This window comes from Paenibacillus sp. GSMTC-2017 (assembly GCF_016019935.1).
Classification (GTDB): Bacteria; Bacillota; Bacilli; order Paenibacillales; family Paenibacillaceae; genus Pristimantibacillus.
This window is the reverse complement of record NZ_JAECMT010000006.1, coordinates 101,525-123,416: the sequence shown is the minus strand read 5'-3', so window position 1 is coordinate 123,416 and position 21,892 is coordinate 101,525. Positions and strand designations below refer to the sequence as shown.

The window sequence follows — 21,892 nt, the reverse complement described above, 5'->3', positions numbered from 1 at the left end:
CCTCCTATTTATTGTGAATTAAAGTTAATTGAAGCTGTTCGATTAATCGGGATAAAAAGTGCTGCTCGGCTGCCATTAGCCGTTCTAATCTCTCATGAATAGCTTTGATTCTGTCCATCTGATAGATAGGCATATATAAAAAGCGAACCGTTCCTTTACGAATCGTTTCCCAATGCTCCACACATTCGCGATGAAGGACAAGCAGCTCTGCGTCAGCTCCATAAAGAGCTGTTAAGCGATACCCTTCAACATGTTTGGCGTTCAAAATCTGATTTAACGTCTCGACTAATGCTTGAACTTGATCCTTAAAAGTTACCTCGATTGAGCTGGTTTGTTTGAACCACGCTACAAACTGTTGAAGCACTGCCATACTTTCATTTAATCGCTTACGGTTATAGAGGACATTGCTTGCAAATAATCCTTGAAGTTCTATTAAATTGGGTTGCCAGCGTTCAGCATGACTATTGTGCTCTATGCTGTAATAAGCAACTCTATGCTCCAGCTGTTGATACTCTTCCTGAAAGCCTCGACAAGCACGAATTAGATCGTCATAAGTGATCACGCAAGGTTTATAGGTGAGATTTTCACGTCGATCATGCTCCAAAATATGAAATAATCGATTGCGCTCATCATATCCGTATAGCAGCAATGTATGATCCACATGTTGTTTCATAAATGTGTCGCTTCTGAATGGGATATAATAGCTATCCACCCACACAATAACAGGATGTCCTTGGCAAATACTTTGTACGAACTCACCCGTTATATCCGTATAGCTATATCGAGTTTCTACCGTAAAATGTTGCTCTACAAATAGCGTTTCAAGCGGCTTAATTTCTTCATATTGCAACTCGTACTGCCCCGCATCTTCCGCATCTGTATGTTGAAATACAATTAAATCGTTGATGAGAAAAGGGAGGATGCTCCCGCCAAAATGGTTGACTACAGGAAAAAAGGAATTATAAAAACAATTTCGATAATACAAATCGTTAAATGGCTCGATATCGGGCAGTAGTAACGTTTCCGAACGATTAGATGGAATACAGTCATTTATCTCTGTTTGCAATTTGATTTTATCCTGCTCACTAGTAACGGCGGTTTGATAGATTCCGATCTGCCCTGTATCAGCTTCCTCTTCTGGCTCTACTTCTGTAGCTCGGTCACTAGACCGTCCCTCTAAATAAGCTGTTGCTTCACGAATCGTCGGGTAGCGATAAAGCAGATCTGAGCCAAACTGGATGCCCCTTTGTTCTAACTCAACCTCCAACCGAATCGCAGTAATTGAGTTGCCGCCAAGTTCGAAAAAGTCATCATCCAGGTCGAATTCTTGAACACCAAGTAGCTGCTCCCATAATTCAGCCATCTGTATTTCTAATGAAGAATAATGACCATCTGCTTTCCCTTTTAGTCTAGGTGTACGTTCTAATAATGTAGTGGTGGTAGAAGAAGATGGGGTCTGGGTTTCTTTCGTGTAATCATTATGACTAATAATTTGGGGCAAAGCTTGATACGTATCAGCAGCTGGATCTATCCAGCATCTCGATGCTTCAAAGGGGTATACAGGGATATGCAGCTTCGAGCGAATTTGTCCCTCGTATAGATTGTCCCAATCTACTTCCGCACCTTGTACAACAAGTTCAGCCAACTGCTCAAGGCTATCGCGATCCAGCATTCCAGTCGTAGAAATAGCCTGTTGTATAAGTTCCTCTGCTGCAATACTTCGAGCTTTCAGCTCATCTGACGTCCATTCACCTCTCTTTCGTTCAGCTCTTCGGCTACTTGCTACTCGATGTTCGTCGTAATAAATCCCTCTCCTCATCATGTTGTCTAATCCATTCTCAACCACCCATTGCAGTTGTCTCAGAAGGTAAGAGGTGCTATTCGCGATAATGGCTATTCTGAAGTTATCATGCCCTCTCCCCGTATTTGCTGTGTAACAGAGATCGTAAAAGCTCTCTTCAAAGAGTGGCAACCGAGTGACATAAGTTTGTATGAGTCGCTCCAACGACGACTTGCTCTTCGCTGACAAAATGATCAATTGATCATTGCCAGTATAGTCAGAATGGACTGCTTCAGTCGCTCTAGGCGGTGCTTCCTCTAGTACGAGATGACAGTTTGTACCACTGAATCCAAATGAGCTTACACCACCTCTTCGCGGATGTCCCTCTTCTACCACCCACTCTTCCAGTCGATCATTCACATAAATCGGTGAGCTCTCGAAGGGGATATTCCGATTTGGCCTCATAAAATGTAGCGTTGGCGGCAGCTTTTTATATTTGAGTGCAGCTATTACTTTCGCGAGCCCAGCTACACCAGAGGCTGCATCTAGATGCCCAATGTTCGTTTTAACGGAACCAATCGCGCAAAACTGTCTACGATTCGTATAGCTGCGAAACGCCCTTCGTATACCGTCAGTCTCTATTGGATCTCCGAGCTTAGTTCCTGTACCATGGGCTTCGATGTAGCCAATCGTCTCCGGGTCAATTCTCGCATCCTGCCATGCCCGAATGAGCAATTTCTCTTGGGAAGCTGCATTTGGAGCCGTCAGGCCAACCGACGTGCCGTCTTGGTTCGTCGCACTGCCTCGAATAACAGCATGGATTGGGTCTCGATCTCGAATCGCTTGACTCAGCGGCTTGAGTAGCAGTGCAACTGTCCCTTCCCCCCACACCGTACCATCTGAACTATCGTCAAATGCACTCGTTTGGCGATTCGAAGATTCGATGCCAATCTCGAACAATCCGTCTACAGGCATCAAACAAACCTTTACCCCGCCTGCAATTGCCATTTCACACTCATCGTTCCGCAAAGCCATACAAGCGAGATGTACCGCCACCAATGAGGATGAGCATGCTGTATCAACTAGCAGGGCAGGACCTTGCAAATCGAGCAAATAAGCAATCCGTCCAGCCATAATGGAAGGTGTGTTCCCTGCACTTGCCATCGGAATATTGGATGGCTGGTTTTTTGTTATATATTGACCATAGACAGGCCAATCCGCATATCCGATATAAACGCCTGTTTTACTCCCCTGAATACGTTTGCCACCATACCCCGCATCCTCAATAGCTTCCCAAGCAGATTGCAAAAACAATCGCTGATTTGGGTCCATTAAGGCCGCTTCCTTCGGTGATAGATTAAAAAATGTGTAATCAAACTTATCTACATCTTGTAAATATCCTCCATAGCTATAACGGATGTTCTCCTCACTAAGTTGAGTGAACGATCGAATAAATCCTGCACTATCCTGTTGCCTTGTTGCAGGAAACGGACCGATTAAATCTCGACCTTGCTCGATATTATCCCAAAATTGCTCCAAGTTGCTCGCACCTGGCATTTTGAGCGAAAGTCCGATTATAGCTATATCCTTCGACATAGAAGTGGGTTCCTTCTTTATCGTTCGAAGCAGCTGCAATGCCGCATCTTTGTCTATCCTGCCTGCAGTCACTTGCTCAAATATTTGGCTCACTAGATTATCCATTTGCTACCTCCAGCTCGCGAAATAGATCAACTGCATCATCGATCGATAATTCGCCTTGCTCCATTCGACCAAACAACGCTAGAATCGAATCGTTAAATGAATCAGCTTCAATCGACTCACGTTTTGGCTCAGCTTTGTCAACTCTACTGGTAATAACAGAATAAAGATGGCTAGTTATTCGTGTTATTGTCGGATAGGAGAACAGATCGGCAATTGTTGTTAAATCAGGAAAACACTCGTCGACATAATGATGCACTTTTACAATGAGTATCGAATCCCCTCCTATCTCGAAGAAATTGGCGTTTATGTCGAGTTCCTCATACCCAAGCACCAATTTCCATGCTTCTGTTACCGCTTGTTCAATTTCGCTATACGTTTTCGGCGCTGCAAGCGACTTACCATTTACCGCTTTCGTTTGTCTGGTAGTTGCAATGTTAGACTGAACGTTATTTGCATGTGACGACAGTGCCAACGCCTGCCCAACCTGTTCAGATTGTCGGAATGGCAACATCTCTCCTAGAGCGAACAAACTGCTCTTACGATTCCATTTCCCGACAATTGCTTGCTGTATTGGTGTAGCTTCAGCCCCAGAAAGCAGTTCTCGAAAAGCCTTTATTCCATGCTCGGCAGGCATCAAACAGAACATCTCCTTAGACTCATCAAAGTCTGCATCCCCAGCAACACCCAACTGTTCCCAAGCAGGCCAGTTGATCGTCAGCGTTCGTAAGCCAAGTCGATTCCGATAGGCTGTATATCCATCCAAGTATGCATTGCCTGCTGTATATGGACCTGAGCCGATCCCGCCTACCAACGTTATTGCTGATGAAAATAAAACGAAGAAATCTGGTTTATCTTGCCGTGTTAGATGATCCAAGAGCCAAGTGCCTGTCACCTTCGATGCAATTACAGCTTGAAGCTCCTCTGCTGACAAGCGGCTCAACAGGTTCCCTTCAGCAATGCCAGCAGCATGGACGATACCCGCAATCCGCCCATATCGTTGCCGCAACTCAGTAATCGCCTCGCTTAGCTGTTCTTTATTGGCCGCATCAGTACGGATTAGCTCCACCGTAGCACCTGCCGCTTCAATAGCGCGAATGGCTCGAAGCTTTTGAACTAATCTGTCGTCTTCATTCCTCAGCTCGATTTCAGACCACTGTTCACGTTGCGGCAAAACATTCCTGCCTATTAAGGCGATGTTTATTGACCCATTTGCTTCTTTTGCAAGATGCTCAGCGATAAGCAATCCAATGTTGCCTAGACCGCCTGTAATTACATATATACCTTCAGAATCGAGATTCATAAGATGGCTATTGGCTGATTGTTCTTCAACATCCAGTACGTCAACTCGTTCTACGAAACGTTTCCCGTCACGATAAGCACTCCAATAATCGTTAGATTCATATTGGAGTTCCGACCATATGGACTCCACCGAATCTGATGAATCGTCGAGATCGATCCAGCGAATACGTATATGCGGATTCTCCCAACCAATTGCCTTACTTAATCCGATCATAGCGAATTGCTCAGGCAGCACTCTTGCTTGATCAGCGATCACTTCGTCCGCATAGGCAGATACAATCGTTATCTCTAACGGATCATTATTAGCTCGACGTGTTAAAGCGTGTGTCAGACGATAAAATCTATAAATCGACCTTTCAATACTTAATTCATGCTCCGGAAAGGTTTCCGCTTCTGCTCGCATTGATGTATAACGTAGATCAACGACCCCATTAATCGACACATGAGCTAAATCGAGCAATAACCGCTCATAATCATGCAGCTCATCTTGAATGACAAACGCTGACTCATTCACTTGTTCGTAACGCTCGCCCATAACAACTTCTATAACCTCAACATTAGTTGCCTTCCATCTACTGACTAACTGACTGCCAACATGCTGGTCATCATGAAAAATGAGAATAGACTGTCGGCCCCGATTTCTTCGGGTGCCGCTCGTTAACGGTTCATGACCCCATATTCGCTGATGGTAAAAGCTGCTGCAATCATTCCCTCGTAGTCCTTTAAACTCATTCACGAGATCATCTTTCGTCATTTCTTGTTGAGGATTGACCGCCAGGTTTGTGCCCGTCAACTTCACCCAACAACGATATCTATCGAATGGATATGTTGGGCAACTGACACGTTTTCTTCGCTCTTGTCGATATATTCGATCCCAATTGTAAGTAGCTCCCTGCGCATACAACTTGCCTAACTCACCACAGAGTTGCCTATCTCGTTTGTCGGATTGCACATAGGAGGTTAGCACAGCCTCGGCGGTAGAACGTATTACCTCTTGCTGAGAGCTAAAGCGATCTATTATTTCTGCGTGTAAATAATTGAACTTCTCGTCATCCGATCGATTCAGGTAAGCCGTAAAACCTATCGTTGTAAAGCGTCTAAGCTCATCCAAAACTTCGTCTACACTCTTTGCTGCAATTGCTATTCGGTATCGGTAATGGTCTCGGCCCGTACTTAATGTAAAGCACACATCGCCAAATTCAACTGTAGAATTGTGCTCAATAAATGCAATACTTGAATCCACATAAGCTTGTAATGCTGACTCTGACTGTGCTGACAATACAAACAATCGATACTCACCGTTATTGCTCTTAGATAATGTGCTGGTTTCTGGAGCCTCCTCCAAAATAACGTGACAGTTCGTACCGCTTATACCAAAGGAGCTAACACCACATCTGCGGGGATGCGCGCCTTCCTCCCATTCCATCAATCTGTCGCTTACATAAAGGGGTGACTCTGCAAAATCGATTACTCGATTTGGTCTATCAAAATGCAGCGTCGGATAGATACACTTATGCTTCAGCGATAACACAGCTTTGAGCAAACCCGCGATACCTGCTGTATTGTCTAAATGTCCGATATTGCTCTTGAGAGCTCCGATTGCACAAAACTGACGTTTATCTGTAAATTGCCGAAACGCTCGCTTTAGCCCTTCTACTTCGATGGGGTCTCCAAGCTTAGTAGCTGTTCCATGTGTCTCGATATAGCCTATCGTCTCAGGGTCTATATCCGCCCGATTCCATGCGTCAACAATAACAGCCTCTTGCGCTTCCACGTTTGGAGCTGTTATTCCGACTGAGCCGCCATCTTGATTCATTGCACTAGACTTGATGACCGCATAAATGTTGTCACGTGCTTCTAATGCTTGATCCAGCGGTTTCAGCATCATTGCGACGACACCTTCGCCTGTTCCAGTGCCGTCTGCTCGATCATCGAACGTTCGTGCCCGTGAAGTAGATGATTCAATTCCAACCTCAAATTCCCGAACTGGAATAAGATGAAGCTGAATTCCACCTACAATTGCGGAGTCACACTCGCCATTGCGAATAGCTTGGCAAGCCAGATGGACAGCTACAAGGGACGAGGAGCATGTTGTATCAACAAGCAAACTAGGCCCTCTTAAATCCATTAGATAGGACAATCGGCTAGCGATGATCGGACGTATGTTACCAGCTAATGACATCGATACAGCATCTGGCTCAACTTTACGGATCAACTTCAAATAGTCCCCATCTGATCCGTAACCGACATAAACGCCTGTCCGACTCCCTCGTAGTTTCCCTCCACCGTAACCAGCATCTTCGATCGTACGCCATGCAGTCTCTAGAAATATCCGCTGATTTGGATCAAGCAAGCTCGCTTCTCTCGGTGACAACTTAAAAAAGGGATAGTCAAACTTGTCGATCTCATCGAGATATGCAGCTTCGCCATAAGCTAAACCTTCAGGATCTGTACCGATCCCCTTGAAATAAGTGTCCGTATCCCGCTTCCGCATGTGAGGGATTGGCCTCACACAATCTTTTCCCATTTGCAGGTTTGTGACGAATTGGTCTAACGTATCAGCAAGCGGAAGCTTTACCGCTATTCCGATTATTGCAATATCTCCGCCGGATGTACGATCAAAAGAGACATCTTCAAGCTCGGCAGCTGGCCCCCGATTCAACTTGATTGATTTAAAATCCACCCCTTCACCTCCATACTTAATCGGGCTTGTTATAAACTAAGCACTTGCATAGGCTGGAAATAACGCTGTTGTTCCCGTTTGCTTCAGAATGTCGGCAAATCGTTCTTGCAGCTCCGTTTGGGGTACTTTTTTCGTTTCCAACATCCCCTTGAGTAGCTCCAGCGCCTCCTGCATCTGCGCTTCAGTTGGTGGAGCCCCTGTCACGTCTAACTGTTCTTGCAGCCGTTGTATTTGTCTGTAAGGGATAACAAAACCTTGCTCATACTCTTCCAAATCCCAATTTCGATTGCGTGTACATACAGCCGCCGCTAGACATTTGGTTACAACGTTGTTTGTCACTTGCTTGCGGAGCTGCGTAAGTTTATCGGCTGCCAGTTCATTTCGAAGGAAATCGAGCTCTGCTGCTTTTTCATAGGGATAACAGGTAATTGAAGCTGCATCTACCTTCATAAACTGCGTCAAAACTTGCTTGGCCCCTAGCTCCACAGCGACTGAAACTCCTTCACTGTGCAACAACTTCATACTGTCATCCCAACGAACTGGGGCAGTTAGCTGCTGCGTTAAGTAACTAACAACGTGTTCAGGGGATTCATAAGCTTTACCCGTAACATTCGATAGTACCGGCCACTTGAACGAAGTATATGAATAGGCAGCAAGCTCCTCTTGAAACTGAATGGCTGCAGAGTTCATCAGCGGGCTATGAAATGGTGCGCTCACTTTAAGAAACGCGATACGAGCTCCAATCAACTCCAGTTCACGAGCTGCATCTTCAACAGCTGAACGATGTCCGGAGATGACTAGCTGCTCCGAGGAGTTATAATTGGAGATTACAACTGTCCGCTCCTCCGAAGTTGATGCTCGTACACATGCCTCTTCTACACGATTCCGATTGCTGCCGATAATGGCACACATCGCGCCGACCCCTTCGGCAGCAGCTTGTTGCATAAGCTGACCTCTACTTCTAACAAGTCGCAGCGCATCAGCAAACGACATCACTCCTGCACAAGTAAGTGCAGAGAACTCACCAAGGCTATGTCCTGCCATATAGGCAGGTTCAACACCAATTTCCTCCATATATACACGAAACGCAGCAACACTAACGGTAAGCAGAGCAGGCTGCGCGTTCTCCGTACGAGTTAACTCTTCGGGACTACCATTTGCAATAAGCTGCTGCAGATTGAACCCTAACACTTCATCAGCTTCAGCAAATACCACTCGTGCTGTTGATGATCGTTCAAGCAGTTCCTTGCCCATCCCAATATATTGCGAACCTTGACCCGGAAATAGAAGCGCTAGCTTTCTCATCCACGAACTCCTCTCACGACATCATGATACTTGCAGTCAATTGACGCAGCAGATCAATATATCCGCTCGCCAACGTATGAATGGCATCCTTTTTCATTCGCTTGTCATTAAATTTGATCGATATAGACAACTTATTTTCATCAGTCTGTTCCTCTACGCCCCAAGCGATATCATATACTTGTAGCAATGCTGCATCGATTTCGATATCTTGATTGCGATAGAGCAATGGCAGCACATCGTTTTCTCCTTTTATAAGCTTAGATGAGAGAATATGATCGATAGGATAGACGTATTTGTTTCCGCTCTTGCGTGCCTGATGTACGAATTGAAACAACCCTTCAAATCCATTAATGACATTCATATTCACTAACAGAGGGGATACCTGATCTCCTCCCTCTACCAAACATTGAATCGCCACATCAGGTTTGCCATTCCACTCACTAATGAGATACACCATCATGCCTGACAGAACATCAAACCATTCGACTTTGGCACTTTCAGCATATTCAATAATGGATGCAAGCAGATTAGTTTGAAGATGAAACCTGACAACTCCTACTCCACTACCGTTCATCTGACGATGAAAAAATGTCGCTGGCAACTGTTGATAGTTACCCCATACAGCTCCATCATCATTCTCTTTATAGCTTTGCTTTTCGTCTACCCACTGAGCTAATCTAGCAATTGTCGTATAGGAGAAGAGATCTACAATTTGGATACCCCATGCATATTCCTTCTCGAGCTTGGCATGCAGCTGCATAAGTAAGATCGAATTACCGCCTAGGTCAAAAAAATGTTCTTGCAACCCGACATCATCCACCTTCAGTACGTCTTTCCATACACGAACAATTTTTTTCTCCGTCTCGCTTGCCTCACTGTCTGTTATCATAGCTCGTACATCACTAGCTAACCTATTCGAAACCTGCAATAACGCTTTGCGATCTAACTTTCCATTAGCTGTCATAGGAACGGAATCGATGTGATAGAAAGAATTCGGAATCATATATGCTGGTAAACTTAGGGCTAACTCATTACGAAGCTCATTAGCTGTTACATCACGATTCGTCTTCACATACGCAGCTAACGACATCATGCCATGTTCATATTCGTGTGCAAGCACACTCGCTTCATCAATCGCTGCTAAGCTGAGCAAACGATACTCGATATCACCGGGCTCCACTCTGTATCCTCGAATTTTCACTTGCTGATCATTTCTGCCAACATATTGCAAGCTTCCATCTAGCATCCATAATCCGATATCTCCCGTTCGATACATTCGCTCCTCCGTATAATATGGATCTATGGAGAAGCTTTGCGCTGTAAGCTCGGGTCTGTTCAAATAACCTCGGGCGACACCTGCTCCCGCGATACAAATCTCCCCCGGAACACCAATTGGAAGAGGATGTCCATACGGGTCAAGGACATACACGCGATAGTTTAATATGGGCTTGCCTATCGGTATACTGCCGCGTACAGCGTTTGTAGCTGAGCATCTATGATACGTACCACAAACTGTCGCTTCAGTTGGTCCATACGTATTGTAGACATCCGCTTTTTCTAGTAATGCCGACATATATTCAGTCTTCAAAACGTCGCCGCCGCTAATAAAAATTCTGACGCTGTCCATCCCTGACTGTTTGTTCAGCTCATTCAAGAGTAGCGGAGAAACGGATACGATCGTCACCTGATGTCTGTCGATCAGCTCTACTAACCTAGGCATGTCTATCACATCTGTTTTGCGAGCAATAACAACCTGACCTCCAGCTAGCAACACGGGATATACTTCCTCTACAAATTGGTCAAAGGAAGGAGAAGCCTGCTGCAAAAAGGTATCGTCTTTGCTCAAGCGGAACTCATGCTGAAATGCATCCACATAAGCTAATAGATTGCGATGCTCAACAACTACCCCTTTTGGCGTGCCGGTCGAGCCTGATGTGTATAGAATATAAGCCGTATCATTAGACTTGTTAATAGAAGGCTGGTTGCCAGCATCATTTATTTGAACTTCATTGTCAGCTTCATCACCTATTACGCTCGTATCAAACAGCGATTGATGTGTAGCCAAACTCACAATTGTTCCATTAAATGCGATAGCTTCTGGCAAATCATAATCAGTTGTAACTAAAATCCTCGCCTCGCAATCTTGCAACATCTGATTAATCCGACCTGGAGCGTAATCATAATCGATAGGTACATAAGCAGCACCCGTCTTAAGTACAGCCAGCATCGTAATTAAAAGTTGCTCCGATCGATCTAGCCAGATCGCTAGAGGCTCATCAGCACAAACACCCAGCGCCCTAATCCGATGTGCCAACCGATTGGCGGCTCCATTAATTTCGCTATACGTATAGCTCCGTTCATCACATATAACTGCAACACGATCAGGTGTTTGCTCGACCTGTTGCTCGAATCGGCTATGCACCGTGTCTAGCTCTTGGTTTTCGGGCATTTGTACAGGCGACAGCCTATCATTAAACGAGTATAGGAGCCGTTCATGCTCATCCGTTGTTAACAGCTTAATCTCGCTGATCATTAGCTCCGCATTACTACACATCTGACTAATAATTTCCCTATAATGATTAGCTAACCTCGATACCATTGGTTCGGAGAAGCTGCTTGCGTCGTAAGCAAACTCAAGCTCAAGCTCACCATCTCTTCTCATCTGGACGCCTATCGTCATCCCATAGTGCGTGTCTTCTACCATCGTATAACGATCGATTCGCAGCGCACCCGTTTGACCAATGTTGGTATCCAGCGGATAGTTTTCGATAACCATTATCGTGTTAAATAATGATCCATACTGGTCAGCTCCACTATAGGAGCTAATATCCACTAACGGTGTCAGCTCATAATCTACTCGTCGCTTTAATTGTTCATTAACAGCGTTAACGAGCTCGCTCACTCCATCATCGGACTTCCAGCACATACGAAGTGGAATCGTATTAATAAACAACCCGATCATCTCTTCAATTCCCGCGAGTTCGGGCGTTCTACCTGATACGGTTGTGCCAAACAACACATCATCTGACCTACAATAACGACCAATCAAAATTCCCCAAGCCGTATACAAGAAAGCAGCTAACGTAACCTCATGTTGTTGTACATACCGATTGATTTCCGCTGCCGCTATTGTAGGAATGGTTATCGTGTGGCGAGCACCTTTACCTTCGTGGGCCCGCTCCAGTTGCGACTCTAACGCTTCAGTCAGCAAGGTGCGCTCCTGCCACCCCGTAAACTCCTGCTTCCAATATTGTTGCTGCAACCCTTTGTTTTGGCGCTGCTGCAACTGCACAAATTGTTTAAAAGGTGTTTTAATACCATCCTTCAACGGTAACGATGAACCTTCCGAGATTGCTTCATAAGCTTGCATAAACTCTTTAAGCAGAACCCCATTGCTCCAGCCGTCAAATAAAATATGATGCCAAGTAATGACCATCTCGCTTGTCTCGTCGTTTAGCAGACATAACATAATCCGAAATGGCGCCGTTGCAAGATCTAGCTCCTTCCAACGGTCTTGCTCTTTTAGACTGGAAACTAATTCCTCTGCTTGCTCGATAGCATGATCGGAATAATCATAAACGGCAATTGGCACTTCACGATTTCTCAATACAATCTGGACAGGCTTCTCAAGCTTCTCCCATCGATAGACCAATCGTAGAACATCATTGGCTCGAACGACGGTCTGCCAAGCCTGCTTAAATGTTTGAGCGGAGCAATTCCCTAATAATCGAGCAGAAAATTGCTCCTTATAAAAATGTTTATCCTTGTCACTCCTATAATGAAATAACAAGCCTTCTTGCAATGGCGTTAATGCGACAATATCTTCTACATTTTCCTTGTCCAATTTGTTTGAAAGGCTCTCTCTCATATAGCTCCATCCTCTCAGGCAGTTCACTAAACAGTCTTGGCCCTACTATGAATAAACGTGACTGCTGTTCGACTCGTTTTGCACCACTTCCACAACTTGACCAAGCTCCATCTTAATCACTTGATCCGCCGTATGGAAATATCGATCATCATGGGTAATCGCAATAACACATTTCCCTCTCTGCTTCAGCTCAGGCAACAATGTATCGTAGAAGAATGCACGATATTCCGGATCTTGATCTGCTGCCCACTCATCAAATAAACAGATTGGCCGATCCTCCAAATAACTAATTAACAATGCAAGCCGCTTTCGTTGACCTGTCGACAGCTTCCTTGTATTTAAAGAACCGTCACGAATCTCAACTTTATCCTGTAGATGAAGTACATTCAGATAATGAGCAATCTCCGCTTGCTTAGATGAATAGGGAACACCGTATAACTTCTCAAACAAATAAAAATCGCTGAATATCGCTGAAAAATGTCCACTTAATTCACTCATATGAATGGACTGACCGTTTATCGTAATGCCACCGTGTACAGGTTCGTATAGACCGGTTATCAGCTTTGCTAAAGTCGATTTCCCGCTACCATTGCCACCCGTAATAAAAGTAATTTGGCCTGATCGGAATGAACAATCGATAGGACCTACAGCAAATTTCTCACCCTCACTATTTCCGTAGTGATATTCAACCGACTTCAGTTTTAGATCCATCGAATCAGACGCTTCCACACTCGTTGCGACTTGCTTCTGCGCTTCCTGTATAGAATCTAGTTCTTTTGATAACTCATTAATTCGGTTCCAACTAATTCGCACTCGGAAAATATTTGGAATGGTTCCGAGTATGCCATGTACTGGCCCTGTCATATACAAAAGGACAAACACATAATTGCGCATCGTATTGGTCTTCAGCTCACTAAATAACAATGGGAACAAAAAGACGACTGCGCCGATAACAAATGTAAATAGCAGTTCACCGATTACATTTACATTAGCAAATTTAAGATCGCCGCCGATCCGTTTCTCTCGATACGAATGACAATTTGCCTGCATATCCTGCTGGAAATCAGCACGTTTGTTTTTGTTCAAACTGAGCTCTTTGAATCCACCAGTCAAATCACTAATAAATCTGAAAAATACGTTCTGGATATCACGCATCTGCTCCCAAAGTCGATTCGCCTTCAAACCAACAAAATAATGAATACCCGCAGCGAGCACGATAAAACCTATCGCGACAAGCACCCCCATAAAGCTGATCATGCCCATATAGACAAAACAGCTAATTAACGTAACTAAACTAGTAGCACCCGTAATAACGATGTTCGAAAATCCGCTTATCGTCTCCGTATCATTATTGAGCGAAGCTGGTATTTTACCCTCCTCCACTCCTTCGATCTTCTGATAGGACGTACTTAGTATTTTCCCGAGCAGTTCGACTCGTTTCTCGTACACCATATCGTTAGCAATTCTAACTAATCTAGTACGGACAAGCTTCTGCCCAAAGACATAAATCGCAATTCCGAGTACAAAAAAGACTAGCATACCGCTCTGGAACTTCTGGATATCTCGATTCAGCGTCTCATTAACGATGAATATAATAAGTGCGTTGCCAAAGCCGCTTGCAATGCTAAGCAGTGTTAGTGCAAAAAACGAACGGTCGTCCGATTTCGGGAATACCGTCGTAAACAAGAAATATAGTCCGAATAGCGCTATCGTTGTATATAAGGAAACAACTGTATAGGTAAATATATTGGGCGCCCACACTTGCACGAAAGTCCAGTTCAAATTCCAAAAGAGAGTATCCGGTATTTGATAAAAGCAATAAGCAAGCCCTGCCATAAACGTGGCGTATATCGCGAGTCCCGAAACGGTTGTAGCGTGACGCCCTACATACGTACGAGTACCTTTTATGGTCTGTAAGATTGCCTGCCCCGTCAGCCATAGCACGAGCAGCAGAACAGGTGCAGTTATGAGAAGGGCGACCGACGATATCGTATCGATACTTTTGTACATATCACCCCCAGTTTCGGGAACTTTTTTGCCGATGAGCATGTTCATAATGCCTTGTGCTGTTGTACTTGTGTATGGAGAATTCAGATTGGCAAGTACAGCTACACCGAAACCGTCCGTAGGACGGATGGCAAAATAAGTCGAGAAATTAGGATTCGCTCCAGCATGGGCGAGCATACCCGTTCCTTCTTGATAGACGCTCCAGCCAGCCGCATACGATGAACCATCACTCGCAGGTGCAACGGCACGGTTTGGCTCATGGGATTTCGTTATCCATTTGCTGAATGCTTCTGCTTCTGGATCAGCATTTAGCTGGATTTTCAGCCATTTCGCCACATCCGTTGAATTGGAGATAATGTAACCAGCAGGTGTGTTACCTCTATACATAGGTGCATCGTATACAGCTGGATTTAGCATGCTGAGTTTATAACCAACAGCCATTTCTCCTTGTGCTGCGTCCTCACGGAACATATACGTTTGTTTCAGATTTAATGGGTCCAAAACATTCGACTGTACATATTCCTCATAAGACATTCCTGATACTCCTTGAATAATGAGACCAAGCACATCGTAGTTAATGGTTGCGTATAAATATTTTTCGCCCGGCCTATGATCGAGTTTCTGCCCAATCTGTGTACGAACCGTCGTTTCAAGTGCCAGATCATCCTCTGCAACAGGGATATCCCCGATACTATGAAAAGGCAAACCACTTGTTTGGTATAGAAAATGCTTTAATTGAATATCAGCGGGTTGACCTTCGTAGGTTGTCTTGAACCAAGGAAGATACTTCGTTACTGGATCATCCAGATTAAGTAGCCCACGTTCTTCTAGCTGGATTACTGCTAATGCCGTATAAGCTTTGCTCGTTGAGCCTAGCTCAAACAATGTCTCTGGCCCTACTGGTACATTGCTCTTGGCATCAGCATAACCAAACCCTTTCTGATAGACGGTTTCGCCACCTTTAACTATTACTACTGACATCCCTGGTATTTCAGATTTATCCTTCATATCTTCGATATAGGCATCAATATCGGTTATCTCTGCAGAACCAACCGTTGAAGCCGCTACTGCCAAACTTCCACTCACAGATATAAAAAGAGTGGCTATTAAACAAATGGACAACATTATCCGTTTAAAATTACTCATGACACACCTTCTGCTTCGCAAAATGAATGACCTCATTTACTGCATAATTCAAGCCGCCTGCCGCCTCAAAGGATTGTTTAATACGTCTACAATTATCGAGATAAATTGGATTGGTTTTCACCTGCCGGATCATCTCTCGCAGCTCCTCTGCACTTGGCATTTTATTGCGTATGTAGACTCCAGCACCTGATTGTTCAACCATCAACGCACCCATAAACTCATCGAATACTTGCGGCATAACAACCATCGGTACACAGTTGCATAATGATTCGTAAATGCTATTAGCCCCGCCATGTGTAACAAAGATATCTGCTTTACTTAATAGCTTTAATTGAGGCACATAAGGTCGAACGATAAAGTTAGCAGGAGCAGAATCACATATTGAAGAGTCTGTTTCTATGCCTACTGACATAACCACTTGATAATCCGAATCTCTTAATGCATCAAAGCAAGTTTGATAGAGATCGGACAAGTTATGAAGAATTGTGCCAAACGCAATGTAAATTAACGGCCTGCCGTCTAGTAGCTCATATGGGAAATCTACTGGTTCGTCTCTTGGATAAACCTCATAACCTGCAAACAAGTGGGTATCATCAAAGGTTTCCTCATGAAGCTGAAATTCACGAGATGTAAACAACAGATTTAACCCCTCTTTGCTGCAAAAAATATCATTTATCACATTAATCGATTGTTTCCCATACTTTAGAGCAATTACACGTGCAAGCTTATCAAGCAGTTTACGATATACATCATGCTGACCCTTATGCTTAACATAAAATGGCTCCTCAGAAGCCAGTAGCACATACTCCATAAAAAAAGCAGGGTCCTTTTGCGCCATCTCATCAATAAATGGAAAGTTAGCAAACACGGCGATACCCGGGATATTCAGCCCGATTGCAAGTTCTTTACCCCATAAACAAAAGCTGTCATGGATAATATAATCGGGCTGCAATTGATAGATCTCATCATACAGTGCGTCTACTAAAATTCGGCACTTGTTCATCAGAAAATCTGCAAATACAAGCAATGTTTCAATTCCCGTTCCGTTATGCCGTCCAAAGCTCAGCAGCCCTCGATAGCTACAGAATGAAGCTCCCGTTTGTTCAATCTTTTCGCGAAAAGGATCACTACAATAGTAGATTACCTCTTCTCCCCTCTCGACCAGCTTGCTGATCAATCCAAGCGTGGGATTGACATGCCCATGCAGATCGACACCAAAAAACACTACTCTAGACATTAGGACGACCTCCATTGATACCTCAGATTACAAACGTAAGGTGCAATCGAGTCAACTATAAGCAGTTAGAGAAACAAACTATCAAGCTCTTCCTGTGACAAGGCAACTGTCTCAAAGTCCGAAGGTGTATATTCCATCACTCCTTTGTGAGCACAGTGGTTAATAATTAGCATCAAAGCCTCATTATAGGACTGCATGAATCTAGTAATCGTCGCGTCTTTAAACCGATTTCGACTATATGTGATACTTAAGCGCAAAGATTGATCGACTATCATTGCATTAATGTCCAACAAGGAAGTAAGTTCATTCTCCTTGCTCGTATCTAAGCCGCTACTTCCACTCGCCAATGTGAACCAGCTGTTGTCCCACAGGCCGTCAAAATCACCGAGAAAGTTAAATCGCATTAACTTTCTAGCATCATAATCGGCTACTAATTTCTGTTGTGCCTGTAGTAAGCCAAATCCTATTCCTTGCATAGGTATCGATCGGAGCTGCTCTTTCACCGACTTAATGAGAGAACCTAAAGTTGACTCATCAGACTCGTGAACTGGTTGCAACAACTTTACTGGATAAATGCTTGTAAACCAGCCAACTGTACGAGAAAGATCGACTTCATCACGAAGTTGCTCTCGCCCGTGTGACTCTAACTCCACAACAGCTTCCTTTAAACTAAAACTGCTATAAATTGCACGAGTCAGTACCGCTACTAGTAACTCCAGTGGTTTTGTTCCATACGCCTGGTGGCATTCATAAAGCAACTTGTTCGTCTGCTCAGCTGTAAAGCAATGCTCCATTGTACTCGAGCTCCTTACACTGGCTTCTCCATCTGCATAATCAATAGGGATAGTCGTAAGCCGATTACTAATAGATTGCCAATAATGTTGTTCCTGCTCGGGTAATAGGTAATTCCTCACATGTTGTGACCACATTTGTAGAGATGCTGTTTTGGGCGGAAATGTAACGATTTCACCTCGTGAATGGCTGTTAAGTGCTTCCGCGAAATCTTCTAGCAAAATACGCCACGATACTCCGTCTATAACGAGGTGATGCGCAGTAATAAGCAACCTCTTCCCGTTTCGGCCAAGATCGAATAGACATATTCCGATGAGCAGTGTATTTTGCAGATGGAATTGTGATTTAAACGTTTCGCATAGCTCAACCATCCGTACGTTTTGCGTATGATCATCAGTATCCGCTAACGAGACCGACTGAACGAGTAGCAAACGGTCCCTTTCGTTATGATAGGACAACTCATGTGTCTCTAAATTAACTTGCAAACGCAATCCATCATGATGGTCAACAAGCTGTAGCAGAATTCTTTTTAATACATCCACATCTACTTCTGCTTGTAAGTGAAGCAGTACAGATTGATGGTAATATTCCGGCCTTTTAAGCTGTTGCTGGAAAAACCATGTGGTAATCGGCAGTGGTTCGAGTTTACCCTCACAAAGCCCTTGCGGAGCAACGTTGACAGTCTTTAACAGCTCTACTCGAAGCGCCATCTGTTCGATAATTGGATTTTCCAAAATATCTCTAACCTTGAGTGAAAAACCAACTCTGTTCAGGCGTGATGACACTTGTATCGCTTTAATCGAATCTCCGCCTAAGTTGTAAAAGTGATCATTGACCCCTATTCGATCATTCTGCAAAACTCCACTGATGATTTCTACTAACCGTACTTCCCTGTCAGTCCGAGCCGAGACATATTCAGATTCCCCAGCTGAAGTGGTATCAGGTTCCGGCAACAATACCCGATTAACTTTTCCATTGATCGTAAGCGGGATCTCATCAAGTTCCACAACCATCGATGGCACCATGTAGGATGGCAGCTTCAGAGATAAATGTTGCTTCAGTTCAGCAGTCGTTAGTGGTGATTGCTTCACGATATAAGCGCATAAATATTTCCCGAGATTTTCATGCTCACGGTCAATAACAACCGCGTCTAGTATACCCTCGTGTTGGATGATCACCTTCTCGATCTCCGCTGTTTCAATCCGATAACCTCGTATTTTCACTTGGTGGTCTATACGGCCCCCATATTCAATCTTTCCGTCTGCTAGCCGCTTAGCTAGATCCCCCGTTCGATACATTCGAGTACCAGGGACAAACGGATTATCCAGAAACCTCTCGCGTGTCAACTCTTCACGATGAAGATACCCTCTGGCAACACCGTCTCCTGCTATATAAAGTTCCCCAATAGCCCCTTGCTTCATGGGATTCAGATCTGGATCAAGAATGTATAACATGACGTTATCCGCTGGTACGCCAATAGGTACAGAAGCCCGATCATCCTCATTGCCGTTATATTGATGAATCATACAGCCAACTACCGTTTCAGTCGGGCCGTACTCATTGTAAATTGCTATTTCACCCCCAAAAGTATCGGTAATTTCCTTTGCTAAATTTGTTTTTAAATCCTCACCTCCAACGATAAAATGTTTAACTACTGCATGCTTATAATCTCGTTCTTTAAGTAAAGCCAGATGTGCTGGCGTCAGCTTAATAATGGTAGAAACGTTATCTCGCAAAATACGATACAAAATAAACTCATCGCCGTCGTCCCGATAAACGCAAATACGTCCTCCGCATATTAGCGGTGTAAATATTGATGTGACCGTTAGATCGAACGCTAACGATGAATACAATGGGAATGTTGGAATCTCATCACGAACGTACACCTTCTTCGCCCACCAGATGTAATTCGTCAACCCTCTGTGTTCGATCATCGCGCCTTTTGGACGACCAGTGGAACCTGATGTGTAGATGATATAGGCCAGATCGTGTGGTTCATGGACGTGTGCAAGATTAGATGAATCTAGTCCATCAAGTAAAAGTCCCTGATAGTCCAAAATCTCACCCGAATATCCCACAATGGTCGCATCGGTAAAGTTTGTAAGTACAAGCTCTGTACCTGAATCCTCCAACATATAACGGATCCGTTCATCTGGATATGCTGGATCGATCGGCAAGTATGTGCCGTCTGCCTTCATAACTGCCAAAATAGCTACTACTGCTTCAATGGAATGCTGCATCCATAGCCCGACGATAGACTCGTGTGCAATTCCCTTCTGCTTTAGATATCGTGCTAGTCGATTGGCCTGTTCATTTAATTGACGATAGGTCCACTGTACTCGTTCGTGTACAATTGCAACATCGTCTGGTTTTTGCTCTACTTGATCCTCAAACAATTGCAGTACTGATCGTTCCTTCGGGTACTCAGTATTCGTCTTGTTATAGTCATAAATTTCACGGCTTCTTTCCGCCTCAGTTAGTACTGACAAGCTTTTAATAGTCGCTTGTGGTTTTCCTAACATCTGTTCGATAAAAAGCAACAAATCACCGGATAACTCTTCAATTTGTTCGGCACTATACTTATCAAGTCGGTAGTCGAAATCAAGAGTTAAACCGCCATCTGCTGACCAATGTTTAATGACTAGTTGAAGCTCGTATAGTTGATGGCCGTTGTAGAATTCCTCATTTTCGATTGGCACGCCATTCATTTCAGTGAGAAGCTTTGTATTGTAGTAATTAATGCTCGCTTTAAACAGCTGATCGTAGCCTTTTTTCTTCAGTTCCAGATCTTGTGCGAGCAGATCGTAAGGGTATCGCTGATGGAAGTAACATTCCATAAGTCCCTTTTGAACAAGTTTCAGCGCGAACTCTACTGTTGCCTCCGTATCAAGGTTAAATCGGAATGGCATCGTCGTTGTGAACATCCCGTACATCGACTTTTCCTTTTTACCTGATCGATTGAGCACAGGAGTACCAACGACTAGATCGCGTTGCTGCGTAGTTTTATACAAATAGATCAAATAGGCGAGTACAAAAACCGTATTCAGTGATATACCCGCTCCACTTGCAAATGATTGAATACGCAGTGAAAGCTCTATATCGAGCTGTAAGGAATGACGCCTTCCCTCTGTACTGCTGACGGATATTTGAGTTGCCCCTTCGGGAAGCGATTTAAATTTCTCATTCCAGAACTGCTTACTTTTGATGAATCGCGGTGATTCGAAATAAAGTTCTGCTTCTTTAACATATTGCAAGTATGATGGCGATTGCAGCTCGGTATCAATGACCTCCCTGTTGACCAACTTCGTATAATGATCAGCAATCTGTGATGTTGTCAGTTGGTTTGACCAACCGTCAGAAATAATATGATGGCACTTAACGAAGTATCCGTTATCCTTATCCGATATACGAAACATCGCAAAATAATATAGTTTCGAGTTCACTAGTTGAAACGGTTTACTGGCTTCGTTCTGCACCCATGACCTAAAGGCTGTTTCAGCATCAGCCTCCATAGAGAAATCGAAAAAATCAAGCGGCTGCTTCTCATATTCTTTTACGATCTGTATCGCTTCACCATCTAATTCGGCAAGTTGCAGGCGCAAACCGTCATGCTGGCGTATTAGTGTATGAATTGCCTGCTCCAGCAAGCCAAAATTGATAAGTCCTTTAACCCGAACTGGTCCGCCTATATTCGCTAGTGACGTACCTGGAAATATATTTTCCATGTACCATATTCGTTTCTGCGGATGGGTCAAAGGGTGAGTGACATCGCTCAACGTCAGTACCGACGTCGGTACATTCATTAAAAATCCCTCCGTTATGCCAAATTAACTATCATTCGTATTCGTTTTAGAAGCTGAGCTTCAGGCATGCCCCTTCCCTTTACAAGATTAATAGTTTAATAGATTAAAGTGTTAATAGATTGGAATTTTATCGTGCAGTTCTAGGAAGAGAAACACCGAAATGAATGCTGCTAAGTATATCTAAGGAGAGTAGAGTAAATCTAAGGAGTATTGAGCTGATTCAAGAAGTGATTGCACTTTATTGATTTAGCGCTGAGGGAGCAAATGTGAA

General features: G+C 44.0%; 7 protein-coding genes. All 7 read right to left on the bottom strand.

Translation table 11 applies throughout. The features are described 5' to 3' along the window. Nucleotides 1-4: 4 nt before the first annotated feature. Nucleotides 5-3,481: a beta-ketoacyl synthase N-terminal-like domain-containing protein gene (locus I6N90_RS21315; protein WP_197937681.1), complete on the bottom strand. Its 3,477-nt coding sequence runs from the start codon at nt 3,479-3,481 to the stop codon at nt 5-7. Beyond that, nucleotides 3,474-7,463: a type I polyketide synthase gene (locus I6N90_RS21310; RefSeq protein WP_197937680.1), complete on the bottom strand. Its 3,990-nt coding sequence runs from the start codon at nt 7,461-7,463 to the stop codon at nt 3,474-3,476. The genes I6N90_RS21315 and I6N90_RS21310 overlap by 8 nt, the downstream gene beginning before the upstream one ends. A gap of 36 nt (nt 7,464-7,499) precedes the next feature. Then, nucleotides 7,500-8,768 carry an ACP S-malonyltransferase gene (fabD, locus tag I6N90_RS21305; protein WP_197937679.1) on the bottom strand — a complete coding sequence of 423 codons (1,269 nt, stop codon included), beginning with the start codon at nt 8,766-8,768 and terminating at the stop codon, nt 7,500-7,502. Nucleotides 8,769-8,781: 13 nt separating this feature from the next. Then, complete coding sequence (locus I6N90_RS21300; RefSeq protein WP_197937678.1) at nt 8,782-12,636, bottom strand: non-ribosomal peptide synthetase; 3,855 nt, start codon at nt 12,634-12,636, stop codon at nt 8,782-8,784. Between the two features lie 45 nt (nt 12,637-12,681). Beyond that, the gene (locus tag I6N90_RS21295) at nt 12,682-15,789 is read right to left on the bottom strand and encodes a cyclic peptide export ABC transporter (protein WP_232243225.1); all 3,108 of its coding nucleotides are present in this window, start codon (nt 15,787-15,789) and stop codon (nt 12,682-12,684) included. After that, a complete protein-coding gene (locus tag I6N90_RS21290) occupies nt 15,782-17,026 on the bottom strand; it encodes a macrolide family glycosyltransferase (RefSeq protein ID WP_197937677.1) in 1,245 nt (414 codons plus the stop codon). The genes I6N90_RS21295 and I6N90_RS21290 overlap by 8 nt, the downstream gene beginning before the upstream one ends. A gap of 65 nt (nt 17,027-17,091) precedes the next feature. Beyond that, on the bottom strand, nt 17,092-21,621 hold the full coding sequence (locus I6N90_RS21285; protein ID WP_197937676.1) for a non-ribosomal peptide synthetase: 4,530 nt from the start codon (nt 21,619-21,621) through the stop codon (nt 17,092-17,094). Nucleotides 21,622-21,892: the final 271 nt, after the last annotated feature.